Raw genomic sequence first — 25,840 nt, 5'->3', positions numbered from 1 at the left:
CATCCAACCCATAGGCCGATCCCCTGGCTGGTAGCCACTCGGCCAGGAATCAGACGGGCGTATCAGCGATGCCCTGTCTCACGTCAGCAAGTAGTCCACCGGCAACAATGGGGGTGGCAAATCAGTTTCACCCAGGGACTCACGCAGGTTGATTTCAATAGCTCGGCACAGGGTGTCCAGCGGCAGATCGTTGCTCTCCAAACCAAAAGGCTCTTCAATTTCATCGCCCAGCGCATCCAGCCCAAAGAAGGTGTAGGCCACGATGGCGACGACAAAGGGCGTCATGAAGCCGGTGGTATCCACCAGACCAAAGGGCAGCAAAAAGCAATAGAGGTAAGCCGTGCGGTGCAGCAGCAGGGTGTACGAGAACGGCACTGGTGTGTTCCGAATCCGCTCGCACGAGGCAGCGGAAGCCGTCATGGCGGACAAGGTTGTGTCGATACCCGCCGCCAGGCAGGGATCGATGCGCCCCTCGCGCAGGCACTGGCGCAAGTCTTGGCCCAGCCCCTGCATGATCGCCTCGGGCCGTACGCTGGACTGGGCCACGCGTGGCCAATCCTGCGCAGGCAGCCAGCGCTGCAGCAAGGCATCGTCGCTTTGCGAGCGCAAGTGCAGGCGCAGGGCGTGAACAAACGCAATCGCCCGGTGCACCATGCGTACCCGCACGTCCCCGGCGCGGTTGGCAGGGTCCACGGGCTGGTCCAGCTCAATCAGGCTCAGGCATTGGCGCGACAGGTTGCGCGTGCGCAATACCAACTCGCCCCACAGCTTGCGCCCTTCCTAGTAGCGGTCATAAGCCGTGGTGTTGCGAAAGCCAAGAAAAATCGCAAGCGGCAGCCCCATCAAGGTAAAGGGGATGGGAGTGAGCGTGATCTTGAAAGTGAACAGGTTGCCGTGCGCCAGCGTCACGGCCGTGGCCAGCAGGGTGTTGAACAGCAGTGTCCAGCGGATGCGCTGCAGGATGGAACCACGCAGCAGCAAAAACAGACGCAGGCCGGAGGGCCGATCGCGAACGATCATGGGAGGATTTCAGGGAAAACCCTGATTCTCCCACAGGGTTTGCAGCGCCGCAGTGATGCGGTGCAAAGGGATGCTAGGCCGCCAGCCGCGACGACTTGGGCACATGCGCCAGCAAAAACTCCATCTGATCGGCCAAGATACGGCGGTTGCGCAGGATGAAATCTTCCCACAGGCTGGGCACATAAGGGGCATACAGCAAAGGCATGTGAGCCTGCTCGGGCGTGCGCGGCCCTTTTCGGTGGTTGCAGGCGCGGCAGGCGGTGACGACGTTCATCCAGTGGTCCTGCCCGTGGTGGGCGAAGGGCACGATGTGTTCGCGCGTCAACTCTTCCTCGTGAAAGTGCCCGCCGCAATAGGCGCAGATGTTGCGGTCGCGCGCGAACAGCTTGCTGTTGGTCAGGCCCGGCTTCAGTTCAAACGGGTTGATGCGTGGGACGCCTTTGGTGCCGATGATGCTGTTGACAGCAATCACTGATTGCTCGCCCGTGATGGCGTTGTGACCGCCACGGAAGCGGGCAATCTGGGCGCCGGACTCCCAGCGCACTTCGCCTGCAGCGTAGTGGATGACCGCTTGCTCCAACGTGATCCACGATTGGGGCAGCCCCTGGGCTGACAGCTTCAAGACCTTCAAAACACGCCTCCTGGAAACTTACGCTACACAAGGATTCGGAACTCGGATGTCTCGGCGGAAGGCACTGCGCTGGTGCGCTTCCAGTCGGCCTGCAACCTTCGGGCGCCAGGCGACAGGCGCCTGCTGGGCAGGCGTCGGTCACAATATACTCTTTTTCCATGACAAATTGGCGTCTTGCGCTTGATCCACTTGCGCAGGCTGCTATCAAAAAGATAACAAGCCGATGAAGATCTTTCGCGGATTCCACCACCCTGGCATCGCCAGCGCCTGCGCGCTGACCATCGGCAATTTCGACGGCGTGCACCGGGGGCACCAGGCCATGCTGGCGCTGCTGAACAACGAAGCTGCCCACCGGGGCGTGGAGAGCTGCGTACTCACGTTCGAACCCCACCCGCGCGACTATTTTGCTGGCGTGGCGCGCAAGCCCGAACTGGCCCCCGCACGCATTGGCACTTTGCGCGACAAACTGACCGAGCTGGAGCGATGCGGCGTGCAGCAGGTGGTGGTGCTGCCCTTCAGCGCGCGGCTGGCCGCGCAGACGCCCGAGGCTTTCATCAACGAAGTGCTGGTGCAAGGCCTGGGAGCGCGCTACGTGCTGGTGGGCGACGATTTCCGCTTTGGCGCCAAGCGGGCGGGCGACTACGCCATGCTCGACGCGGCTGGGCAAGCCCAGGGCTTTGACGTGGCCCGCATGAACAGCTACGAGGTGCGCGGCCTGCGGGTGTCCAGTTCAGCCGTTCGCCAGGCCTTGGGCGCAGGTGACATGGAAGCAGCCGCTGCCCTGCTGGGGCGGCCGTACACCATCTCAGGCCATGTGGTGCATGGCCGCAAGCTGGGGCGCGCCCTGGGCGCCAGCGCCGACGGCGCGCAAGACGGCTTCCGCACCCTCAACCTACGCTTTGCCCATTGGAAGCCTGCCGCCAGCGGCATTTTTGCCGTGCTGGTGCATGGCCTGGGCGACACCCCCCTGCCCGGCGTGGCCAACCTGGGCGTGCGACCGTCGCTCGACCCTAACGATGTGAATGGCGGCCGCGTGCTGCTGGAAACCCATTGCCTGCAGTGGCCGGCCAGCCTGGGCGCCGAGGGGGCGTACGGTAAAATCATCCGCGTGGAACTTCTGCACAAACTGCACGACGAGCTCAAGTACGACGGTCTCGATGCCCTCACTGCCGGTATCGCCAAGGACTGCGCTGATGCGCGCGCCTACTTTGCCTCTGGCCACGCCCGCTCGTACACCGAGACCCGGCGCCAGACCACGCGCGACCGAATTTAGAGGGCTGCCTTTGCGCAGCGCCCGTGCTTGCGGGCCAGCTTCTCTCGTCCCAGTCACTCCCGTTTTTCGCGCCGGGTACGCCCCGGATTGCACCGCTCTAAGGTACTTTCATGTCCGATAACGCCAGCTCCACCCCCACGAACAGCACGCCCGCCGTGGATTACCGCGCCACACTGAACCTGCCAGACACTTCCTTCCCCATGCGCGGCGACCTGCCCAAGCGCGAGCCCGGCTGGGTGAAGGAGTGGGAAGAAAAAGGCATCTACAAAAAGCTGCGCGATGCCCGTTGTGGTGCGCCCAAGTTCATCCTGCACGATGGCCCGCCCTACGCCAACGGCCAGCTGCACATTGGCCACGCGGTCAACAAGATCCTCAAGGACATGATCACCAAGGCGCGCCAGCTCGAAGGCTTTGACGCGCTGTACGTGCCCGGCTGGGACTGCCACGGTCTGCCCATTGAAAACGCCATTGAAAAGCTGCACGGCCGCAACCTGCCGCGTGACGAAATGCAAGCCAAGGGCCGTGCCTTTGCCACCGAGCAAATCGCACAGCAAATGGCCGACTTCAAGCGCCTTGGCGTGCTCGGCGACTGGGACAACCCCTACAAGACCATGAACTTCGCGAGCGAAGCCGGCGAGATCCGTGCGCTCAAGAGGGTGATGGAGCGTGGCTTCGTGTACCGCGGCCTCAAGCCCGTGTACTGGTGCTTTGACTGCGGCTCGTCGCTGGCCGAGTTTGAAATCGAGTACCAGGACAAGAAGAGCACCACGCTGGACGTGGCCTTCAAGGCCCACAACCCTGCCGCGCTGGCGGCGGCCTTTGGCTTGCCTGCCTTCACGCAAGACGCGTTTGCCGTGATCTGGACGACCACCGCCTGGACCATCCCCGCCAACCAGGCGCTGAACCTGAACCCCGAGCTGCCTTACTCGCTAGTGGAAACCGAACGCGGCCTGTACGTGATCGCCGAAACACTGGTCGATGCCTGCATGGAACGCTGGGGCCTGCAAGGCAAGGTGCTGGCCACCGTTCCGGGCGAAAAGCTGGGCGGCATCGAATTTGAACACCCGCTGTACGACGTGGCCAGTGAAGACGGCAGCCATGGCTACCGCCGCCTCTCGCCCGTGTACCTGGCCGACTACGCCACGGCCACCGACGGCACTGGTATCGTTCACTCGTCGCCCGCCTACGGCGTGGACGACTTCAACTCGTGCGTGGCGCACGGCATGAAGTACGACGATATCCTGAACCCGGTGCAGGGCAACGGCACCTATGCGGCAGACTTCCCGCTGTTCGGCGGCCAGCACATCTGGAAGGCCATCCCCGTCATCATCGAGGCGCTGCGCAACGCCGGTCGCCTGATGGCCACCAAGGACATCACCCACAGCTACCCGCACTGCTGGCGCCACAAGACGCCGGTGATTTACCGCGCCGCCGCCCAGTGGTTTGTGCGCATGGACGAGGGCGAAGGTGTATTCACCACTGACAAGGCCCCCGGCACGCTGCGCCAGACGGCCCTGGCGGCCATCGAGCAGACCAGCTTCTACCCCGAAAACGGCAAGAGCCGCCTGCGCGACATGATCGCGGGCCGGCCCGACTGGTGCATCTCGCGCCAGCGCAGCTGGGGCGTGCCCCTGCCCTTCTTCCTGCACAAGGATTCGGGCGAGCTGCACCCGCGCACCATGGAAATCATTGACCAGGCGGCAGCCATCGTCGAAAAGGGCGGCATCGAGGCCTGGAGCCGCGTGACAACCGAAGAAATCCTGGGCGCAGAAGACGCGCCGCACTACACCAAGAGCACGGACATTCTGGAAGTGTGGTTCGACTCGGGCTCCACCTTCTGGCACGTGATGCGCGGCACGCACGGCACCATGCACCACGAGACTGGGCCCGAGGCCGACCTGTATCTGGAAGGCCATGACCAGCACCGCGGCTGGTTCCACAGCTCGCTGCTGCTGGCCAGTGCCATCTTCGGCCGCGCGCCCTACCGCGGCCTGCTGACCCACGGCTTCACCGTGGACGGCCAGGGCAAGAAGATGAGCAAGTCGCTGGGCAACACCGTCTCGCCGCAAGAGGTGAGCGGCAAGCTGGGTGCCGAAATCATCCGCCTGTGGTGCGCCTCGACCGACTACTCGGGGGACTTGGCCATTGACGACAAGATCCTGGCCCGCGTGGTCGATGCGTACCGCCGCATCCGCAACACGCTGCGCTTCCTGCTGGCCAACGTGAGCGACTTTGACCCCGCCACCGATACCGTGCCCGCCGACCAGTTGCTGGAAATCGACCGCTACGCCCTGGCCCGCGCCAGTCAGCTGCAGGCCGACATCCTGGGCCATTACGAGGTGTATGAATTCCACCCCGTGGTAGCCAAACTGCAGGTGTACTGCTCGGAAGACCTGGGTGCGTTCTATCTCGACGTGCTCAAAGACCGCCTTTACACCACCGCGCCCAAGAGCCTAGCCCGCCGCAGCGCCCAGACCGCGCTGTACCAGATCACCCATGCCATGCTGCGCTGGATGGCGCCGTTCCTGTCGTTCACTGCAGAAGAAGCATGGAAGGTGTTCGGCAAATCCGAGACCATCTTCGTCGAGAAGTTCTGGGACTTTGGTGCCACCGATGCTGCGCTGCTGGACAAGTGGGACCGCATCCGTGCCGCCCGTGAAGTGGTGAACAAGGAGATCGAAGCCCTGCGCGCCGACGGTAAGGTGGGCGCATCGCTGCAGGCCGAAGTCACGGTGACCGCCAGCGGCGAACTGCTCGAAGCCCTGCGCAGCCTGGGTGAAGACCTCAAGTTCGTGTTCATCACTTCCGCAGCCACGCTGGCCGAAGGCGAAGCCCTGGCCGCCAGCGTGACGCCGAGCAGCCACGCCAAGTGCGAACGCTGCTGGCACTACCGCGAGGATGTGGGCCAGGACGCGGCCCACCCCACCATTTGCGGCCGCTGCACCAGCAACCTTCACGGCACCGGTGAAAACCGGGTGTGTGCCTAAATGGCCGCGATTCCATCCGTGGGCGGCAACCAGTCCACCACCCGCAGCATGGCGTTGTGGCTGATATGGGCCGTGGTCATTGTGGCGGCAGACCAGTGGACGAAAGAGCTGATCCTGCGCAACTACCAGTGGGGCGAAGCCACGACCATCACGAACTTCTTGAACATCGTGCGGGCCCACAACACCGGTGCAGCCTTCTCCTTCCTCTCGAACGCAGGGGGATGGCAGCGCTGGCTGTTCACCGGTATTGGTACCGTTGCCAGCCTTTTCATCATCTGGCAACTGTACAAACACCCCACGCAAAAGCTGTTCTGCTTTGCGCTGGCCAGCGTGATGGGGGGAGCCATTGGCAACGTGGTGGACCGCTTGATGCACGGCTACGTGGTCGATTTTCTGGACTTCCACGCCATGGGCTGGCACTTCCCGGCATTCAATGTGGCCGACTCAGCCATCACGGTCGGCGCGGTCTGCCTGATCGTGGACGAGCTGCTGAGAGCCCGCCGGGAAGCCTGAGAGCGACCTGCCCCCGATACGGCCCGCCTCGTGCGGGCCGTTTTGTTTTCAGCAGCCGTCATGAACGGCGATACCCCGGCAGATTGAAGGCAACGCACCTGGCTCACAGCGAGAGCACCAGCCTCTGTGAATCTGCCTGACGAATGCCCCAGTGCACAGCTGTTACCAGCAACGCATTCCGAATGCACCGATTCACCTGGGGGCTTGCGCCTTGCGAGGTGAAATCAGGGGTATGCTTCATGACAGTTTTATGACAATCCACGTTGTGCACGTTGTTTGCTTGTCCGTGGATACATGCGGAGCCTGAGAGCACTACGAACCCAAGTGGTTTTGCGCTGCTGACGGACGCCCTGCGGTACAAGCCCACGCACACCCCCAAGAATAAAAAGAACGACTCCATTCCATGAAGCATTTGTTGAACTTGTTAGCTGCCGTGGCCCTGCTCATCTGGGGCACGCACCTGGTGCGTACCGGCATCCTGCGGGTATTCGGCGCCAACCTGCGCCAACTCATCTCCCGCAGCGTAAGCAACCGGTTCACCGCCGTTCTCTCGGGCATGGGCGTCACGGCCGTGGTGCAGTCCAGCACCGCCACCGCGCTCATCGTGTCGTCATTTGTGGGCCAGGGACTGGTGGGGCTGCCTGCCGCACTGGCCGTGATGCTGGGCGCGGATGTAGGCACCAGCGTGATGGCCGTGGTGTTTTCGCTCGATTTGTCGTGGCTGTCGCCGTTGTTCATCTTTGTGGGCGTGGTGCTGTTCATTTCGCGCAAAGACACCGCTGTGGGCCGTGTGGGCCGGGTGCTGATTGGCCTGGGCTTGATGCTGCTGGCCCTGCGGCTCATCACCGAATCCACCACCGTGCTGACCCAGTCGCCCACCGTGCGGACCCTGCTGGGTGCGCTGACCAGCGATTTGCTGCTGGAAATCTTCACGGGCGCCGTGCTGGCTGTGCTGGCTTATTCCAGCCTGGCCACCGTGCTGCTCACGGCCACGCTGGCGGGCTCGGGCGGTATTCCGGTGGATGTGGCACTGGGGCTGGTGGTAGGCGCCAACCTGGGCAGCGGCTTGCTGGCGGTGGCCACGACCATGCGCTCCAATGTGCAGACGCGGCAGGTGCCGCTGGGCAATCTGTTCTTCAAGATCATGGGCGTCATCATCATGACCCCGCTCATCGGGCTGTGGCTCAAACATGTGCGCCCCTATGTTCCCGACAACGCGTCGCTGGTGGTGCTGTTCCACCTGGCATTCAACGCGGTGGTGGGGCTGGTGTGCATCGGGCTCACAGGCACGGTGGCGCGTGCCGTGCAACGCCTGCTCCCGGTGGCAGACACGCAGGCCGCAGCAGGCAGCCGCCCCCGGCATCTGGATCCATCGGCGCTGGCCACGCCCTCGCTGGCGATTTCCTGCGCTGCGCGCGAAGCGCTGCACCAGGCCGACGTGGTGGAGTCCATGCTGCTGGGGTTGCACCAGGTCATTCGCACCGACGACCAGAAGCTAGCCGAAGACTTGCGCAAACTCGATGATCAGGTGGATGAGCTGTACTCCGCCATCAAGTACTACATGACCAAGATTTCGCGCGAGGCCCTGGACGAGCGCGAAGGCCGCCGGTGGGCAGACATCATCAGCTTCACCATCAACATGGAGCAGATTGGCGACATCATCGAACGCGTGCTCATCGACATTGAGGACAAGAAGATCAAGAAAGGCCGCCAGTTCTCCGAAGCTGGCATGGAAGAGATCAACGAACTGCACACCCGCCTGGTGGCCAACCTGCGCCTGGCAATGAGCGTGTTCCTGAACGGGAACGTGCGCGACGCGCAAAAGCTGCTGGAAGAAAAAGCCCGCTTCCGCGATCTGGAGCGCGCCTACTCGGCCACGCACCTGGCGCGCCTGTCAGACAACACGGTGCAGAGCATTGAAACCAGCTCATTGCACATCGACTTGATCAGCGAGCTCAAGCGCATCAACTCGCTGTTGTGCTCCATTGCCTACCCCATTCTGGAATCGGCCGGGGCCCTGGCGCCCAGCCGCCTCAAACTGCCGTCAGAACCCGTCTGACCTTGGCCATGCGGCTGGCTGGCCAGCGGTGCCGAGCCAACCCGCTACAGGCCCAGAAAACCACCAATCACCAACCCCGCCTCGGGCGTGAAATGGCCCTGAGCCACACGTTCGCACAGCAGCGGAATGGATAGCAACGCGAACTCGTCCACCTCGCCATCCTGGTTGTGGGGCACTTGCCCCTCGGGCACCTGGGCACTGAACCAGTCGATGCGCTCTCGCATGAAGCCAACGCCCCCACCCTCGCGGCTGGGGCGGGAGAAATCCACGTGACCACCGTGCACCACCTGCGTGAGTGCAGCCACTTCCAGGCCCGCCTCTTCCCAGGTTTCACGCGCCAGCGCCTGGTGCAGTGAATCCTGCGCTGACACCATGCCGCCCATCAGGGTGTCCCACTTGCCGGGGTGATTGGGTTTGGTGAGCGAGCGCCGCTGCACCCACATGCGCCCATCCGGCGCCAAACCCACCAAGTGCACCGCGCGCGTGGCAATGCCCAGCACCCGCACAGCACCACGTTCCACCGTGCCCACCACTGCGCCTTGTACATTGGTTACCGCCAGCTGCTCATCGCGCCAGGGGCCACAGCGCCCCACCTGGCGCAGCGCTGCAGCCAGCGCATTCAGGGCGGGGGTGACCTCCGCATCTGGCACAGGCAAATGCCAGGCGAACGCCCCATTTCGCTCCTGAAAAGATAGCTGCTCGCGCTTATCCAGCAAGCGCTGCAGGCCAATATCATCCAAAACCCCTGCAGCCACCGACCCCACTTGGTGGCCAGCCACCACCAGCGGTGTGCGCGGCTGGGCTGGTGGCTGCTGCGCTGCCTGGCGCGCCCCCGCCAGCCACTGCGCGAAGGCTGGCGTCTGAACGGCCGCGTTCACAGCGTCAGGATGGTGCACCCGGTGGTCTTGCGCGCTTCCAGGTCGCGGTGCGCCTGCTGCACGTCGGCCAAAGGGTAGCGCTGGTCGATATGGATCTTGACCTGGCCGCTGGCCACCACGGCAAACAGGTCATCGGCCATGGCCTGGGTGCTTTCACGTGTGGAGATGTGCGTGAACAGCGTCTGGCGGGTAAGGTACAGCGAGCCCTTGGGCCCGAGCTGGCCTGGAGCAAATGCAGGCACGGGCCCCGAGGCGTTGCCAAAGCTGGCCATCAGGCCGAAGGGGCGCAGGCAGTCCAGCGACTTGTCCCAAGTGTCCTTGCCCACCGAGTCGTACACCACCTTCACGCCCTTGCCGCCGGTGATTTCCTTCACGCGCGCGGCAAAGTCTTCACGGCTGTAGTTGATGGCGTGCGCCGCACCATTGGCCAGCGCCAGTTGGCATTTGGCGTCTGAGCCGGCAGTGCCGATGAGCTGCAAACCCAGGGCCTTGGCCCACTGGCAGGCGATGAGCCCCACGCCGCCCGCTGCGGCGTGGAACAGCACGAAATCACCGGGCTGCAGACCTTCCACGGGCAGTGTTTTCTTGAGCAGGTATTGCGCCGTCAAGCCCTTGAGCATCATCGCAGCGCCGGTTTCAAAGCTGATGGCGTCGGGCAGCTTGCACACCGTCTTGGCAGGCATGACGCGCGCTTCACAGTAACTGCCTGGTGGGTTGCTGGCATACGCCGCGCGGTCGCCAGGAGCCAGGTGGGTCACGCCTTCACCCACAGCTTCCACCACGCCAGCCGCTTCCATGCCAATGGAAGCGGGCATATTCAGTGGATACAAGCCCGTGCGGTGGTACACATCGATGAAGTTCAGGCCGATGGCATGGTGGCGAATGCGGATCTCGCCGGGGCCCGGCTCCCCCACGGGTACATCAACAATCTGGAGTTCTTCGGGACCACCGTGCTGGCGGATCTGGACGGCAAGGCTCATGGCAACAGCGCTCCTGTAACAAGAGGGACAAACGGCCGCCATCCTGCCATGAATCTGCAAGCCTTGCCGGAGCGAGCCCGTTACATTCCGGGGCATGACTCAAAGACTCACGCCCGGCACGGCTGCGCTGCTGGTGACCGCGCCCCTGTTGTGGGCGGGCAATGCCGTGGTGGGCCGGCTGGTGCACGCCATGATCCCGCCCATCACCCTGAACTTCTTCCGCTGGGTGCTGGCCTTTGCCATCTTGCTGCCCCTGGCCCACGGGGTGCTGCGCAAAGACAGCCCCCTGTGGCCGCACTGGCGGCGCTATGCAGTGCTGGGGCTGCTGGGCATCGGGCTTTACAACGCGCTGCAGTACATGGCGCTGCAAACCTCCACCCCCATCAACGTGACGCTGGTGGGCTCCAGCATGCCGGTGTGGATGCTGGCGGTGGGGGCGCTGTTTTTTGGTGCCTCGGTCACGCGCCAGCAACTGTTGGGCGCGGTGCTCTCCATTACCGGGGTGCTGATCGTGCTCAGCCGTGGGGAGTGGAACCAGCTGCTGGCCTTGCGGCTGGTGCCCGGTGATTTGTTCATGCTGATGGCCACGGCATCGTGGTCGTTCTACAGCTGGCTTTTGGTGAAGACCAGTGAGCCCGCCAGCCTGCGCGGCGATTGGGCGGCCTTCCTGATGGCGCAGATGGTGTTTGGCCTGGGTTGGTCCGGCGCCTTCACAGGCGTGGAATGGAGTTTGGGCCACACGCAGATCGACTGGGGCGCGCCCTTGCTGGCGGCACTGGCCTTCATCGCCGTGGGGCCTGCGGTGCTGGCCTACCGCTGCTGGGGTGTGGGCGTGCAGCGGGCAGGGCCTGCGGTGGCGGGCTTCTTCGTCAACCTCACGCCGCTGTTCGCAGCCGTGCTGTCGGCGGCCTTTCTTGGCGAAACACCGCACCTGTTTCACGGCGTGGCATTCGCCTTCATCGTGGGCGGGATCGTGGTGTCATCCCGGCGCTAAGCGCTGGCGCGATGTATTGAGCGCTGGCGCGGTCTGGCACGGCAAAGCGAACCAGCGACGCGATACGGTTGCCGGCAAATCCGTATCAGCCCAGCAAAGCCAGGTCATTGCCCAGCAGGGCTTCGATCTCGCTCAGTGGCATGGGCCGCCCTAGCAGATAGCCCTGGAAGTAGTGGCAGCCATACCGCGCCAGCGTGTCGCGCTGCTCGGCGGTTTCCACCCCTTCGGCAATCACATCCAGTTCCAGGTTGCGGGCCATGCCGATGATGGTCTGCACGATCACATCGTCGGTCTGTTTCACGCCCAGGTTGTGCACGAACGACTGGTCGATCTTGAGCTGGTCGAGCGGCAGGCGCGTGAGGTATGCCAGCGATGAGTAGCCGGTGCCAAAATCGTCCACCGAGAAGCGCACGCCCTTGGTCTTGAGCTGGACCATCTTGGCAATGGTGTCGTCCACATCGTCCAGCACCAGCGACTCCGTCAGCTCCAGCTTGAGCAAGTGCGCTGGTGCGCCCGTCTCGCGCAGCACTTCCACCACCCGGGCCACAAAGTCGTGCTGGCGGAACTGCCGCGCACTGACGTTGACCGACACCTGCACATGCTGGCAGCGCGGGTCACCCTTCCATGCCGCCAGTTGCTCGCACGCGGTGCGCAAGACCCAGTGCCCGATCGGCACGATGATTTCGCTCTCCTCGGCCACGCTGATGAATGCCCCTGGCGCCACCAGCCCCCGCTCGGGGTGGCGCCAGCGGATCAGGCCCTCCACCCCCACGATCCGCCCGTCCAGACGCTGCTGTGGCTGGTAGTGCAGTTCAAACTGTTTGCCGGTGATGGCCATCTGCAGGTCATGCTCCAGTTGCACGCGCTGGTTGATGGCGATCTGCATCTGCGGATCAAAAAAGCACAGGGAATTGCGCCCCTGCGACTTCACCTGGTACATGGCAATGTCGGCCTGCTTGAGCAAGTCCACCGGCGGCTGCATGTCTTGCCCAATCAGGGTGGCGCCAATGCTGGGGGTGCTGTGGTACTTGTGGGCATCCAGCAAATAGGGCATGTTGAGGCGGCGCAGAATCTTCTCGCCCACCCGGCGGGCCAGCGAAGCTGCCTCTTCGCTGTTGGTGGCCAGGTTCTTGAGCATGATCACAAACTCATCGCCCCCAAGCCGCGCCACCGTGTCTTCGGTGCGCACACAGGCTTTCAGGCGCTGCGCCACCTGCTGCAGCAGTAAATCGCCCACCTCATGCCCCAGGGTGTCGTTGAGGGTCTTGAAGTGGTCCAGGTCCAGAAACAGCAGGGCCCCGTGCAAACCACTGCGGGCGTTGGCCGCCACCGACTGCTGGATACGGTCCATCAACAGGCGCCGGTTGGGCAGCCCGGTCAGCGGGTCGTAGAAAGCCAGGTTTTCGATCTCTGCGCTGGCCTGGCGCAGCTCTGTCACGTCGTGGTACGTGATCACCAGGCCGCCATCGGGCGTGGCCCGCTCGGTGACCTGGATGACGCGCCCATCGGGCAGGCCCTGCTCATGCGGCCCCTGGGGGTTGCGCTGCACTGCCACGCGCTGCTCCACCCAGCGCTGCTGCTCTTCGTCGCTGGCGTTTTCCAGGTGGTGCCGGGCTTTCTCTTTCAGCAATTCCTTGAACGGAACCTGGGGCGCCAGTTGCCCCTTGAGCCACGGATAAATCTCTTCAAAGCGCCGGTTCCACTGCACCAGGCGAAGCTGGCTGTCGAGCACCACAAAGCCGCTGACCATGGATTCCAGCGCCTCGTCCAGCGTGGCCTTGGACTGCGCAATCGCCAAACGGGCCTGGGTCATGCGGTCAACGTAGCGCAGTGAAACAACCCCCACCACCACAATCATCACCACAAAACCCAGCGCCGTCAGCACGATGCCATCACGCGCTGCACGCCAATTGGCCAGCGCGGCGTGCAGCGGCACACTGGCAGCAATGCGCAAGTCCTGGTACATCAACGGGCGGTACACCACCAGGGCCTGCTCTCCGCCCAGACGCGCACGGGCATTCCACTGGGGCCCGGTCACATCCAGCTCGGCCAGCGGCGGGGCGAGCACCCTGGCCAATGCCTCTTCCTGCCGCGGCATGGTCAGAAGTACCTGACCCGAGGCACGCTCCAGCGTGACCTGCAACCCGGCAATGTCCATGCCCTGAACCAGAACATCAGCCAGCGAACCCACGGGCATTTCGGCCACTGCCAGCAATGGCGTTCCATCGGCCAACCGAAGCTGCCGGGCCAGATAGAGCACACGCTCCGCGCTCACAAAGCTCACGGCTGGCGCGCTCACCATCAACATCGGCAGCGGCTGCTCAAACACCGACTCGGCAAACCCCAAAGGCAACGACACGGCCACCGCAGCACCTGCGGCGTCTGACGAACCCAAAACGCGCCCCTGCCTGTCTATCAGCGCCACATAGCGCACCATGAGGCTTTGGCGGGCCGAGCTGCGCAGGCGCTGGCTGGTCACTTCCGGGTCCAGCCATTCCGCCCGCACCGCCGACAGATCCAATATCTCGTCCATGCTGGCCAGCAAGACGTCAACGCCCAACAGGGAACGGTTGAGCGCAGCTTCGGCACTGGAGACAAAGCGCACCGCACCGCTGGCGCCATCAGCCAGGGCGAGCTGTCGAGCATTGAAGATCAGCACCGCCGCTACCGTGACCACAGCCAGCACAAATGCCGCAACCCCGCCCCCCACGAAGAACTTGATACGCCGAGGTACCGCCACGTTCATGGTGACTTGGGCGCAGGGATGCCCCGCGCCGGTCCGATGGTGCTGTTCCACACCTGGGCGCACCGTGCGCCACAGCGCTGGAGCCAGCGGGGCAGGACGGTGGAGGTGAGAATCTCTTTGCGGCGCTGTTCATCCTGCGCCGAAACCGGCACGATCACCATGCGCCCCTTGCGGCCCGCCTGACACTCGGGCGCGCCACGGTTGCAGGCCATGCCATCGGCGGTTTCGCGTTCGGATTCTGACCAGATGTCGGCTTCCAGCTTGGGCAGCTCGCGCTTGAGCAATTCGCGCAAATCCGGCGGCAGGGCAGCCCAGACTGTGCGGTTGGCACCAAACACCGCCAACCCCCACGTCACCGGCAGCGCATGCACATGGCTCATCAAATTGTGCAGCCCCAGCGTATTGCCCGACATGGTTCCGGTGACCGCACACTCGATGCTGCCCGCCGTCACATTGGGCACGATCTGGGCAAAGCCGGTGAGCAGGGGCTCTGCGCCCAGGGCGCTCACAAAATCCGCCTGGGTGGACGATGACACCCGCACCCGCCGCCCCGCCAAATCGGCCAGGCTGCGCAGTGGCTTGCCGCAAAAGATCACCTGCGCCGGATACACATAGATGGCCAGGGGCTCCACCCCATGCTGGTCGCGCAGCGCTTTCTCCAGATACGGGCGAAAGGCGGCCAGCGTGGTGCGCAAGGTGGCCATGTCGGGGTTCAGCCCTGCCAGATCGGGGGCTGTGTATTCGGGATGCTGAGCAGAAAAAGAGCTCATCAGCGCCGTACCCAACGGCACCACCCCCAACTGCAGCAGTCGCAGCATTTCGGTGCCGGGCACCCCGGCCCTGTCGAAGGGAACGATTTCTGCGGTGTAACGCCCGCCGCTCAGGCGCGCCAGTTCGCGGGTCCAAAAGGGCTCTTCGCGGCGCACATACTGGTTGAGTTCGGCCAAACCGCCCACCACACGCAGGTGGGATACCGTGGCCGGAGCGTTGGGGGCAGGCGCCTGCGACCAGGCCAAGGTTGCCGCCCACCCGAGCACGCCGCAGCACAGCGGCGAAACAGCTTAGGTAAACGAGAAACAATCAGCATGGCCGCCAGACAAGCCCCGTTTCTCTTTGCTCTTCCCCACTGGAAAAGCCGAAGAGCACCACCCTGCGGGCCACAGGCAGGAATGCGCCATTGTGCCTACGCTACGCCCGTTTTCACCAAGAAATCTAACGCATGGAAACAGTTAATTGACGTCGATCAAGACTGCATGCATGGGCAGCGCCGCAAGCGTGGGTTATGGCCGGACGAGAGGCGAGCCAATAAGATGCGCAGGCCGCACCGCCCCAGCCCGTTTCAGTCACACGCCCGCAAACGCACCACCGTCGGCCAGCACGTTCTGGCCGGTGATGTAGGCGCCATGCACGCTGCACAGGAAAGCGCAAATGGCGCCGAACTCCTCGGGCGTTCCGAAGCGACCAGCCGGAATCTGGGCTTGCTGCGCCACGCGGACCTCTTGCGAGCTTTTGCCAGTCTTGGTGGCAACGGCTTGCATCGTGGTGGCCAGGCGATCGGTGTCGAACTTGCCAGGCAGCAGGTTGTTGATGGTCACGCCCTGCGACGCGATCTTGCTGCGCGCCACGCCCGCCACAAACCCCGTCAGGCCACTGCGCGCGCCGTTGGACAAACCCAACACATCAATCGGCGCCTTCACAGCGCTGGAGGTGATGTTGATCACGCGCCCAAAGCCCCGTGCGGCCATGCCATCCACCGTGGCCTTGATCAGCTCGATGGGTGTGAGCATGTTGGCGTCTACCGCCTTGATCCACGCGTCGCGATCCCAATCGCGGAAGTCGCCTGGAGGGGGGCCACCGGCGTTGGTCACGACGATATCGAAGTCGCGGCCTGGGCCACCCGCAGCGGCAAACACCGCGGCGCGGCCTTCGGGGGTGGTGATGTCAGCAGCCACGGCCACGACGGCAGGTTGTGAGTCTTTTTGGCCTCTAGCGCTTGCGTATTCAGCGCTGGCAGCTATCAATTTAGCAGCAGCCTGAGCCAACACATCGGCGTTGCGTGCATTGATGACAACATTCACGCCCTCACGCACCAAAGCCTGGGCACAGCCAAAGCCCAGCCCCTTGCTGGCGCCGCACACCAAAGCCCATTTGCCCGCAATTCCCAAATCCATAACAATCTCCGGTTTACGTTGGATGCCCCATCCAGCGCATCATAAATTGAGGCTTTCACCATGAACCGGCTCCATCACCTAGCCCTTGCCAGCGGCCTGGCTTTCGCGGCAGCAGCCCCGTTGAGCGCTGCATACGCCCAAACGGCAGTGGTCAAGCGCTCAACCGAACTGCGCGAATCGCCCGCAGACAACGCACCGAGCCTGGGGCAGATTCCGGCCAACACGCAGGTGACCCGGACTTCGGAACGCAACGGCCCCTGGGTCAAGGTGCAGACGCCCCAAGGCGCCACCGGCTGGGTGCACAACTTCGACATGGGGTCGGCCAACTCTGCAGCCCCCTCGGGCAACAGCAATGCCAGCACCGGCAGCATGCGCACCCTGGGCGGTGTGCTCGGGCGCGGCGGCACCAGCACCACCACACCAACCACCACGGCCGGCACACGGGGCTGGGGGAATGGAAAAGCAGCCCAGGCTCCCGCAGGGGCCGTCCACTCCGAAGATGGAGATGAGGAAGACAGCAGCACCGACGATGCACCGCAAGCGCCTGCCAAGCGTGCTGCACCCAACACGCGCACGGCGGGTGCTCAGGCATCGCCCTACCAGCGCATGCCCTCCAACACCCAACAGCCGCCCGCTCCACCGGGCCTGTCCACCTACTCTTCGGGCAACAACGGCAATGCCTGGGGTGGCGGCGCTGCAGGCGGTGGCGCCAACAGCTGGGGCGCAGGCAACCGCTAAGCGAGGGCAGCGCCCTGCCCCAGGCGTTAAGCGTTCGCCCGCCTTGCGGAGCGGGTGAACACGAAGATACCGAGCATGACCAGGGCCGTGCCCGCCGCCAGCCACAGGGTGAAGGGCTCGCCCAGAATCCAGATTCCCATGAGGATGGTGGACAGCGGGCCCACCATGCCTGCTTGCGCGGCCATGCCGGCACCAATGCGCTCAATGGCCATCATGACCATAAGCACCGGCGCAGCCGTGCAAAGAATGGCGTTCAGCACCGACAGCCACAACACTTCAGGCGCCACGATGGCGGCCCCCAGCGGCCGCAGCGCCACAAACTGGGCCAGGCAGCACAGGCAGGCCACAGTGGTGGCCAAGCCCACCAGACGCAGCGCCCCGATGCGCTGCACCATCTCGCCGCTGTAGACCAGGTACACCGCATAGCTCACGGCGCTCAAGAAAATCAGCAACGCACCCCAGGCGGCGTGCGCGCCTTGCTCCCGGGCCTCCAGCCCGAACACCAGCACCACGCCGCAGTAGCTGATGCCCATGCCCAGCGCCTGCCCGGCCCGAATGCGCTTGCCATACAGCGCCCACCCAAGCACCACCACCAGCGTGGGGTTGAGGTACAGGATGAGGCGCTCCAGGCTGGCCGTCACGTACATCAGCCCTGCAAAGTCCAGAAAGCTGGCGAGGTAATACCCGGTGACGCCCAGGCCCAGCACCCCCAGCCAGTCTTTGCGTGACAGGGGCGGCTTGCCCCGGCTGGCCCACCATGCCATCGCGGCAAAAATAGGCAGCGCAAACAGCATGCGGTACATGATGAGGGTGACCGCGTCCACACCGTAGCGGTAGGCCAGCTTGACGATGATGGCCTTGCCGCTGAACGCAATGGAGCCCAGCAGCGCCAGCGCCATGCCCCCAGCCAGGCCAGAGTGCTTGTCGGCGGATGTAGCAGGATTCGACACGGGAAGGTTCTTTGAAGAGTGGGGGCAGCAACGCCCCAGTGTGGCACGGCAGGCCAGGCGGCGGCGTCGAGCATTTGGGTGCCAGCCTGCTCCACTGGCGATGGCAGGCGCGCGCAGCAACCGCCCCGCTCAATGCTTGCGAAACAACCGGTGGTGCAAACGGCGCAAAGACAGCCACACGCTCGCGGCCACCAGCGGAATGGCAATGGCCGCGGTGGACTCTGGCGACAGCGGCCAGCCCAGGGCCTTGCCACCCTTGGCCAGATAGGTGACCAGCCCCACGATGTAGTAGGTAATGGCCGCCACCGATAACCCCTCCACCGTGGACTGCAGCTTCAGTTGCAGGTCCTGCCGCTGGTTCATGGTGGCCAGCAGGGCCTGGCTGCTTTGCTGCTGCTCGATTTCCACCCGCGTGCGCAGCAGGTTGCTCATGCGCGAAACGCGTTGGGACAGGGCATCCTGCCTGCGCGCGGCCCATTCGCAGGTGCTACGGGCCGGCGTGAGGCGCCTGTCCATGAACTCCCCAATGGTCTGCATGCCTGCCAGGCGCGACTCGGCAATGTCCTTGATGCGCCGATCCACCAGCTCGAAATAGGCGCTGCTTGCCGAAAACCGCGAATGTGTGGCGGCGTACTGGCTCTCCACCTGCCCGGCCAGCCGGGTCAGTCGATCCAGCAGCGCAGGTTCATCATCGCGGTTGGCGGTGCGGATAGCGTTGGCCAGTTCGGCCAGTTCACGCTCGGCAAAGGCCAGTACGGACGAAGCCTCGCGCGCGGCAGGCAAGCCCAGCAGGGCGGCCATGCGGTAGGTTTCGATCTCCAGCAGGCGCTGCACCAGGCGGCCCAGGCGGCGCTGCGTCATGCCGCCAGCCAGCAACACCATGCGCGAGAAGCCGTCGGCGTGGATGGCAAAGTCGGTGTAGACCTCGCCGTGCCCGTCGGCCACGGTGGAGGCCAGCAGCGTGTCCTCATGCAGCACATGCTTGATCAGCGAGCCCGAGCCGAAGGTGTGGGTGGGCAACACCCACAAGTTCAGGCTGCACAGGCATTGGCCGGGCAGTGCCGCCAGCCACTCGCGCGGCACCGAGGCGATGGCGCTCACGGGCTCCCGCTCACCGAACGATTCCACCGCCGCAGGCACCATGAAGGTCCAGGAAACGAATTCGGTATGCAGTTCCCAGCGTAGGCGAAAGGCTCCCAGATCCATGCGCAGATGGGTGGTGCCCGCATCGGGCAGCGCCAGGTGATGGTCGCGTAACAACGCGGCCACATGGGCACGGCTGGCCTCGCGCTCGGCGGCGTCGGCCAGCATGACGATGTGGGCAATGGCCAGCGGCGCCGACATGGCCTCTGGCGGGCGGGCATGGATTTCGTTGTGCAACAACACCCGGTGCGGGTGCTGCGTGGGGCTGATCGTGGCAGACATGCAAATCCCGGAAAGCAAAGCAGCCCCATTGTGTACCGGCTGCCCTCTTCCGCTGCGCCGCCACACGGCAAAAAACAACGGCACCCGAAGGTGCCGTTGCTGGAGGTGCGCAAAGACGGGAGAGAAAGACTCTCCCTTGCCGTCATCAGTCTTCCACGAAGGCTTCTTCGCGCTTGTTCTTCACGGCTGGCAGCAGCACGATGATGAGCAGCAGAGCCGCCGCAGCCAGCAGACCGGCCGACAGAGGACGAGTGACAAACACGCTCCAGTCGCCACGCGACAGCAGCAGCGCACGGCGCAGGTTCTCTTCCATCATCGGGCCGAGGATGAAGCCCAGCAGCAATGGCGCAGGCTCGGTGCCCAGCTTGTGGAAGATGTAGCCCACCAGACCAAAGCCACCCACCATCCAGATATCCCAGGTGTTGTTGTTGGTGGAGTACACACCCACCGCGCAGAACAGCACGATGGACGGGAACAGCCAGCGGTAAGGCACCGTCAGCAGCTTGATCCACACACCGATCAGCGGCAGGTTCAGGATCACCAGCATGGCGTTGCCGATCCACATCGAAGCGATCAGGCCCCAGAACAGTTCAGGGTTGCTGGTCATCACCTGGGGGCCAGGCTGGATGTTGTGGATGGTCATGGCACCCACCATCAGCGCCATCACGGCGTTGGGAGGAATGCCCAGGGTCAGCAGAGGAATGAACGAGGTTTGCGAGCCAGCGTTGTTGGCAGACTCAGGAGCCGCCACACCACGGATGTTGCCTTGGCCGAAGGGCACTTCACCAGGGTGCAGCTTGGTCTTCTTCTCGATAGTGTAGGCCGCGAAAGCCGACAGCAGCGCACCACCGCCAGGCAGGATACCCAGGGCAGAGCCCAGAGCAGTACCGCGCAGCACGGCCGGGAACATGCGCTTGAAATCCTGCGCCGTGGGGAACAGACCTTGCACCTTGGCTGTAAACACTTCGCGGTCTTCTTCGGGACGCGAAAGGTTGGCGATGATTTCACCGTAGCCGAACACGCCCATGGCAATCGTCACGAAGCCAATGCCGTCGGTCAGCTCAGGAATGTCGAAGCTGAAACGGGCCACGCCCGAGTTCACGTCGGTACCCACCAAGCCCATCAACAGGCCCAGAACAATCATGGCCACCGCCTTGAGCAGCGAGCCCGAAGCCAGCACCACAGCGCCAATCAGGCCCAGCACCATGAGCGAGAAGTATTCCGCAGGGCCGAACTTGAAGGCCACTTCGGTGAGCGGAGGCGCAAAGGCCGCCAGGATCAGCGTACCCACGCAGCCCGCGAAGAACGAGCCCAGACCCGCAGCGGCCAGCGCAGGGCCTGCACGGCCTTTGCGCGCCATCTGGTAGCCGTCGATCACGGTCACCACCGACGACGATTCGCCCGGCAGGTTCACCAAGATGGCGGTGGTCGATCCACCGTATTGCGCGCCGTAGTAAATACCGGCCAGCATGATCAGCGCAGCCACAGGGGGCAGTGCATAGGTGGCGGGCAGCAACATCGCGATAGTGGCCACGGGGCCAATGCCAGGCAACACGCCAATCAGCGTGCCCAGCAGACAGCCAACAAAGCAGTAAACGAGATTTTGAAACGTGAAGGCGACGCCGAAGCCGAGCGCCAGGTTATCGAACAATTCCATGGTGGTGCTCCTGCCTTAACCCGAAATGAAACTAGGCCACACCGGGAACTGCAACTTCAGCGCCCACACGAAAGCCACATAACTGCCTGCTGCCAGAATGGTGGCCAGCACAAACACGCCCTTGGCGTTGAACTCATTGCTGGCCAGGCTGGCAATGAAGGTCAAGGCGTAGATGCCAACGATCAGGCCCATGGCCGGAACGCCGATGCTGGGCAGACCACCCAGCAAAATACCGAAGGTGAAGTTGGCTGCCAGGATGAAGAACAGCGGCTTCCAGGCCCACTTGCCGATCTTGTCCCCATCGGGGGTTTCGGCCGTGGTGGCCTGGAAGGTGATCACCAAGCCGATGATGGCCAGCAAGATCCCCAGGATCAATGGAAAGTAGCCAGGGCCCATGCGGGCGCCAGTGCCAATGTTGTACGTGGTGGCACCCCACGCAAACGCAGTGCCTACGCCCATGAACATGAGGCCGGCAAAAAAGTCTTTCTGACTCTTGATTTTCACGAGTTTGTCCCCTTTACGGAAATCCGGATCGGGCGATTGTGGTTCCAAGGTTCGGGGCACTCGATGTGGATTCCACCTACATTCCGTAACGCGCCTATGGTGGGCACCGAAATTCCAGGGAAAACCCCGATGTGGAGAACACTTACGCCTCCAGCGGTGGCGTAGCCGCAATGACCTCTTCGAGTGAAGTTACCCCTTCCGCCACCCGCAGCGCGCCTGCCAAACGCAGCGGGCGCATACCGTCTTGCACGGCCTGGCGGCGCAGCGCCTCGATGGACGGTGCCTGGTTGATCTTGTCCTTGAGCGGCTCGGTCACCGTGAGCAGTTCATACAGCCCCATGCGCCCCTGAAACCCGGTCATACGGCAGTCCACGCAGCCCACGGCCTTGTAGGGCTGGTAGGCACCGTTGAGCTTCCAGGGCTTGACCACCTCGGCCAAGGCCTCGCGCTGCGCGGTGGGGTCTGGCTGCTTGCACTGTTTGCAGAACGTGCGCACCAGCCGCTGCGCCAGCACGCCCAGCAGCGTGGCGTTGATGAGGTACGAAGGCACACCCAGTTCCATCATGCGGGTGATGGCACTGGGGGCATCGTTGGTGTGCAGGGTGGAGAACACCAAGTGCCCTGTCAGCGCCGCCTGAATGGCCATCTCGGCCGTTTCCAGGTCACGGATTTCGCCCACCATGATGATGTCCGGGTCCTGCCGCATGAGGGCGCGCAGCCCTTCGGCAAAGTTGAAGTCGAGCTGCGGCTGCACCTGGGTCTGGTTGAAGCTGGGCTCGATCATTTCGATGGGGTCTTCCACCGTGCTGACGTTCACCTCTTCGGTGGCCACGCGCTTGAGCGTGGAGTACAGCGTGGTCGTCTTGCCCGAGCCCGTGGGCCCCGTCACCAAAATGATGCCGTGCGGGCGCTTGACCAGCGACTCCCAGCGCTGCGCGTCGTGCTGCGAAAAGCCCAGCGCGTCCAGGTCTTTCACGGCGTTGTCGGGGTCAAAAATCCGCATCACCATCTTTTCGCCAAACGCCGTGGGCAGGGTGGACAAGCGCATTTCCACCTCTTCACCGCGCGGGTTGCGGGTCTTGATGCGACCGTCCTGCGGGCGGCGCTTTTCCACCACGTCGATGCGGCCCAGCAGCTTGATGCGCGAAATGATGGCGTTGTGCACGCCCATGGGCATCTGGTACACCGGGTGCAGCACCCCGTCGATGCGAAAGCGGATCACGCCCTGCTCGCGCCGTGGCTCCAGGTGAATGTCGCTGGCGCGCTGGTCGAAGGCGTATTGCCACAGCCAGTCCACCACCTTGACCACGCCCTGGTCGTTGGCGTCGAGCTGCTTGTTGGTCTTGCCCAGCTCCACCAGCTGCTCAAAGCTGCTCCCGGCGCTGGCGCCACCGGCTTTCTGGGCCGAACGCACGGATTTGGCCAGCGCAAAAAATTCGGCGGTGAAGCGGTGGATGTCTTGCGGGTTGGCCACCACACGGCGCACCGTGCGGCGCGACTGGCGCTCCACCTCGGCCACCCAGTCGGTCATGAACGGCTCGGCTGTGGCCACCACGACTTCGGTGGGCGTGACCTGCACAGGCAGCACCTTGTGGCGCTCGGCATAGGTGGCGCTCATGGTGTCGGCCACGCGGCCCACATCCACCCGCAGCGGATCGATGCGCAGGTACGGCAGGCCGGCGCGCTGGGCCAGGTATTCGGTCAGTGCCTCGATGTCCAGCGGGCGGCCATCGCTGGCGCGCGCCATGGCCACGTTGGACAGGCGCACCAGCGGGTTCTGGGCGCTTTCGGCCTGCGAACAGCGCGCAATGGTGCGCTGCGCCTCGTCGGCCGAAATCACGCCATCGGCGCTGAGCCAGTCCACCACCTTGCGCCAGACCAGGGGGCCTGTGAACGCAGCGGGCGAAGAAGCGCGGGGAACGGCGGGAGGAACGGTGGACATGGGACAAACCTGCTGGAATCGACAACATCAACAACCCGGGCCGCACACCAGTGCCGCCCTGGCCTTCTTCAAGCCACCACGGGCTTGAACACGCGCAGCCACTTGGTGGCAGGCAGGCCCCAGCGCTCCTGCACCACCTCGGCGCGGGCCATCAGCTCGGCGCGCTTGGGGCGCGAAGGGGTGCGCTGGGCCAGCACCACGGTGTTGCCTTCGCGCGTGGGCTTGAAGGCCCACAGCGCCTCTTCGCCAAACGCCGTGGCCATGCTTTGCAGGCTGCGCTCAAAGCTGGACGATCGGCCAAACAGGTTCACCGTCATGCACCCGTCTTCCGACAGCAGCGCGCGGCAGTCGGCGTAGAAGTCGGGGCTGTCGAGCACGGGCGCGGCGGCTTCGTGGTCGTACAGGTCCACCGCCAGGGCATCGACCGTGCCCAGCCACATGGGGTCGCGGATTTCCTTGGCGGCATCGCCCAGGATGACGCGCAGCTTGGCCCCATCGGGCGGCAGCTTGAACCACTGGCGGCACACGGCCAGCACCTGCGGGTTCAGCTCAATCGCGGTGGCGCACAGGCGCAGTTTTTTGTGGCAGAACTTGGTGATGGCCCCGGCCCCCAGGCCGAGCTGCATGGCGTGCCGCTTGGTGACGGAGGTGGGCTCCACAAACAGCAGCCAGGCCATCATGCGCTGCACGTATTCCAGCTCCAGCGCGAAGGGGTCGTCCACACGCATGGAGCCCTGAATCCAGGGGGTGCCCAGGTGCAGGTGGCGCACTTCGCCATCGTCAGAAACGCTGACTTCCGGCAGCTCGGGGAGGGTATTTTTCTTGCGGGTCATGGGTTCAAAGCAATCCGTGCGCGGCCATCAGTTCGGCCCAGGCAGTCTGTTTACGTTCAAAGCTCCAGCTGGCGTTGGCAGGGCTGGTAGAGGGCAGGCGCACCGACTGCACCTGGGCGCCAGGGTAGGCGCCCGCCCATTGTTGCCGCACCGCCGCGCTGTGCTTGAAGCTTTCCCCACCATTGTGGGCGATGGCGCGCAGGCCAGGGCATTCGCGCAGCAACTGCGCAAAATCATTGACCACCGCGTTGCGGATGCTGGTGTCCAGACTGCCCTCGCGCTCACAACTGGCGTACACGTCCCACAGGCCCAGGCGGCGCTCCAGCAGCCAAGCGCAGCGCTGGGCGTAGTGCTGCGGCCCGGCGGGCGGCAAGGGGTGCTGGGGCCACAGGCTTTGCAGAATGCGCCAGAAGTGGTTTTGCGGGTGCCCGTAATACTGCTGCGCCTTGAGCGACGCGGCCCCAGGAAAGCTGCCCAGCACCAGCACCACGGTGCGATCCGAAACCACCGGGGGCAAGCCCACCAGCCGCGTCGGCACCTCACTGGCTGGGGTTGCAGCGCCGTCGGCCAAGGGTGCGGGTTCCTGCGGGGTGGTCATGGCGGAGGATTGTGAACGGCCTGTGTATCCAGAATGTATCCAGGCACCGCTAGGGAGTTTCAGCTATTAATTCAATAGCAATAAGCGCTTGATAGATAAGCGCTACAGGCCATTTTGATGCAATAACTTCTGCAACCCCGGCAAGGCGGCGCAGGCATTGGCGGTGGTGGCCTGGGCCAGGTCCGCCACAGCCATGCCGCGCAGATCAGCCACCACCTGCGCAATGCGGGGCAGCTCGGCAGGGGTGTTGCGGCCCTGGGGCTGGCCCTCAGCCCGGTCAGCCGCGGTGGTGTAGAGCCAGTGCGGGGGAATGTCGGGCGAATCGGTTTCCATCACCAGGCTGCCCAGCGGCAGCTCGGTGGCCAGGCGGCGCAGTTGCAGGGCGCGGTCGTACGTCACCGCCCCGCCAAACCCCAGCTTGAAGCCCAGCGCAACAAACGCCTGGGCCTGCTGCAGGCTGCCATTGAAAGCGTGGGCGATGCCCCCGCGCACCTTCACCTGGCGCAGTACCTTCAAAAGCTGGTCGGCCGAGCGGCGCACATGCAGGATGACGGGCATATCAAACCGCCGCGCCAGCACCAGCTGCGCGCGGTAAAAGCGCTGCTGGCGTTCGGCGTCCAGCCCCGGCACAAAGTAGTCGAGCCCGATTTCGCCCACGGCCACCAGGCGCGGGTCAGCGCGGTGCTGCTGCAGGGTGTGGGCCAGCAGCTCCAGCTCTTCGTCCTGCGCGCGGCCGGTGTACAGGGGGTGAATGCCCAGGGCGTAGCTGTCGCCATGGCGGTGGGCCAGCAGGCGCACGCTGTCCCAGTTGCTGCGCTCTACCGCGGGCAGCACGCAATGCACCACGCCCTGGGCCCGGGCCTGCTCGCGCACCGCGTCCACATCGTGCGCCAGCTCGGGCGCATCCAGGTGGGCGTGGGTGTCAATCCAGGCCATGGGCC

20 protein-coding genes and 1 pseudogene are annotated in these 25,840 nt (G+C 64.2%); 6 read left to right on the top strand and 15 right to left on the bottom strand.

Going from position 1 to position 25,840, the window contains the following annotated elements:
• Positions 1 to 78 precede the first annotated feature (78 nt).
• A pseudogene (locus BDD18_RS14225) lies at positions 79 to 1,020 on the bottom strand (bestrophin family protein).
• 73 nt (positions 1,021 to 1,093) lie between these two features.
• Complete coding sequence (locus BDD18_RS14220; protein ID WP_142083846.1) at positions 1,094 to 1,651, bottom strand: HNH endonuclease; 558 nt, start codon at positions 1,649 to 1,651, stop codon at positions 1,094 to 1,096.
• A gap of 223 nt (positions 1,652 to 1,874) precedes the next feature.
• Here BDD18_RS14220 and BDD18_RS14215 point away from each other — a divergent pair, with 223 nt between their 5' ends.
• From BDD18_RS14215 to BDD18_RS14200, 4 genes are all read left to right on the top strand, one after another.
• Positions 1,875 to 2,924 (top strand): bifunctional riboflavin kinase/FAD synthetase, encoded by a 1,050-nt coding sequence (locus BDD18_RS14215; protein WP_142083845.1) that lies wholly within the window; start codon positions 1,875 to 1,877, stop codon positions 2,922 to 2,924.
• Between the two features lie 110 nt (positions 2,925 to 3,034).
• Positions 3,035 to 5,911, top strand: coding sequence for an isoleucine--tRNA ligase (ileS, locus tag BDD18_RS14210; protein WP_142083843.1), 2,877 nt, complete (start codon positions 3,035 to 3,037; stop codon positions 5,909 to 5,911).
• On the top strand, positions 5,912 to 6,424 hold the full coding sequence (gene lspA, locus BDD18_RS14205; RefSeq protein ID WP_142083841.1) for a signal peptidase II: 513 nt from the start codon (positions 5,912 to 5,914) through the stop codon (positions 6,422 to 6,424).
• Positions 6,425 to 6,827: 403 nt separating this feature from the next.
• Positions 6,828 to 8,483 (top strand): Na/Pi cotransporter family protein, encoded by a 1,656-nt coding sequence (locus tag BDD18_RS14200; RefSeq protein ID WP_044395919.1) that lies wholly within the window; start codon positions 6,828 to 6,830, stop codon positions 8,481 to 8,483.
• Between the two features lie 44 nt (positions 8,484 to 8,527).
• Here the strand turns inward: BDD18_RS14200 and BDD18_RS14195 are convergent, their stop codons facing one another.
• Together BDD18_RS14195 and BDD18_RS14190 are read right to left on the bottom strand one after the other, a co-directional pair.
• Complete coding sequence (locus BDD18_RS14195; protein WP_142083840.1) at positions 8,528 to 9,361, bottom strand: NUDIX hydrolase; 834 nt, start codon at positions 9,359 to 9,361, stop codon at positions 8,528 to 8,530.
• Complete coding sequence (locus BDD18_RS14190; protein WP_142083838.1) at positions 9,358 to 10,341, bottom strand: quinone oxidoreductase family protein; 984 nt, start codon at positions 10,339 to 10,341, stop codon at positions 9,358 to 9,360. The genes BDD18_RS14195 and BDD18_RS14190 overlap by 4 nt, the downstream gene beginning before the upstream one ends.
• 94 nt (positions 10,342 to 10,435) lie before the next feature.
• Here BDD18_RS14190 and BDD18_RS14185 point away from each other — a divergent pair, with 94 nt between their 5' ends.
• A complete protein-coding gene (locus BDD18_RS14185; protein ID WP_044395913.1) occupies positions 10,436 to 11,335 on the top strand; it encodes a DMT family transporter in 900 nt (299 codons plus the stop codon).
• A gap of 85 nt (positions 11,336 to 11,420) precedes the next feature.
• Here BDD18_RS14185 and BDD18_RS14180 read toward each other — a convergent pair whose 3' ends face one another.
• The 3 genes from BDD18_RS14180 to BDD18_RS14170 all read right to left on the bottom strand — a co-directional run bounded on the left by BDD18_RS14180 (position 11,421) and on the right by BDD18_RS14170 (position 16,252).
• Positions 11,421 to 14,081, bottom strand: coding sequence for a bifunctional diguanylate cyclase/phosphodiesterase (locus BDD18_RS14180; RefSeq protein WP_142083836.1), 2,661 nt, complete (start codon positions 14,079 to 14,081; stop codon positions 11,421 to 11,423).
• On the bottom strand, positions 14,078 to 15,097 hold the full coding sequence (locus BDD18_RS14175) for a TRAP transporter substrate-binding protein (protein ID WP_244939094.1): 1,020 nt from the start codon (positions 15,095 to 15,097) through the stop codon (positions 14,078 to 14,080). Before BDD18_RS14175 ends, BDD18_RS14180 begins: the two co-directional genes overlap by 4 nt.
• 327 nt (positions 15,098 to 15,424) lie before the next feature.
• Complete coding sequence (locus tag BDD18_RS14170) at positions 15,425 to 16,252, bottom strand: SDR family oxidoreductase (RefSeq protein WP_142083833.1); 828 nt, start codon at positions 16,250 to 16,252, stop codon at positions 15,425 to 15,427.
• Positions 16,253 to 16,312: 60 nt separating this feature from the next.
• On the opposite strand from BDD18_RS14170, the gene BDD18_RS14165 reads away from it, so the two are divergent.
• Positions 16,313 to 16,990, top strand: coding sequence for an SH3 domain-containing protein (locus BDD18_RS14165; protein ID WP_142083831.1), 678 nt, complete (start codon positions 16,313 to 16,315; stop codon positions 16,988 to 16,990).
• A 26-nt stretch (positions 16,991 to 17,016) separates the two neighbouring features.
• Here BDD18_RS14165 and BDD18_RS14160 read toward each other — a convergent pair whose 3' ends face one another.
• From BDD18_RS14160 to BDD18_RS14125, 8 genes are all read right to left on the bottom strand, one after another.
• Positions 17,017 to 17,889, bottom strand: a complete 873-nt coding sequence (locus BDD18_RS14160; RefSeq protein ID WP_044396096.1) for a DMT family transporter — start codon at positions 17,887 to 17,889, stop codon at positions 17,017 to 17,019.
• A gap of 180 nt (positions 17,890 to 18,069) precedes the next feature.
• Positions 18,070 to 19,365, bottom strand: coding sequence for a DUF3422 family protein (locus BDD18_RS14155; RefSeq protein ID WP_142083829.1), 1,296 nt, complete (start codon positions 19,363 to 19,365; stop codon positions 18,070 to 18,072).
• A gap of 145 nt (positions 19,366 to 19,510) precedes the next feature.
• Complete coding sequence (locus tag BDD18_RS14150) at positions 19,511 to 21,022, bottom strand: tripartite tricarboxylate transporter permease (protein ID WP_044395903.1); 1,512 nt, start codon at positions 21,020 to 21,022, stop codon at positions 19,511 to 19,513.
• Between the two features lie 15 nt (positions 21,023 to 21,037).
• Positions 21,038 to 21,526 (bottom strand): tripartite tricarboxylate transporter TctB family protein, encoded by a 489-nt coding sequence (locus BDD18_RS14145; protein ID WP_066787809.1) that lies wholly within the window; start codon positions 21,524 to 21,526, stop codon positions 21,038 to 21,040.
• A 142-nt stretch (positions 21,527 to 21,668) separates the two neighbouring features.
• A complete protein-coding gene (tfpB, locus tag BDD18_RS14140; protein WP_142083827.1) occupies positions 21,669 to 23,468 on the bottom strand; it encodes a type IV pilus assembly ATPase TfpB in 1,800 nt (599 codons plus the stop codon).
• Between the two features lie 68 nt (positions 23,469 to 23,536).
• On the bottom strand, positions 23,537 to 24,301 hold the full coding sequence (locus BDD18_RS14135) for a class I SAM-dependent methyltransferase (RefSeq protein WP_142083826.1): 765 nt from the start codon (positions 24,299 to 24,301) through the stop codon (positions 23,537 to 23,539).
• Positions 24,302 to 24,305: 4 nt separating this feature from the next.
• Entirely contained in the window at positions 24,306 to 24,899 is a 594-nt protein-coding gene (locus BDD18_RS14130; RefSeq protein WP_142083824.1) for a DNA-deoxyinosine glycosylase, read from the bottom strand.
• 102 nt (positions 24,900 to 25,001) lie between these two features.
• Entirely contained in the window at positions 25,002 to 25,835 is an 834-nt protein-coding gene (locus BDD18_RS14125; RefSeq protein ID WP_142083822.1) for a TatD family hydrolase, read from the bottom strand.
• Positions 25,836 to 25,840: the final 5 nt, after the last annotated feature.

Source organism: Acidovorax temperans (assembly GCF_006716905.1).
GTDB classification, from domain to species: Bacteria; Pseudomonadota; Gammaproteobacteria; order Burkholderiales; family Burkholderiaceae_C; genus Acidovorax; species Acidovorax temperans.
This window is presented reverse-complemented; position numbering and strand designations above follow the sequence as displayed.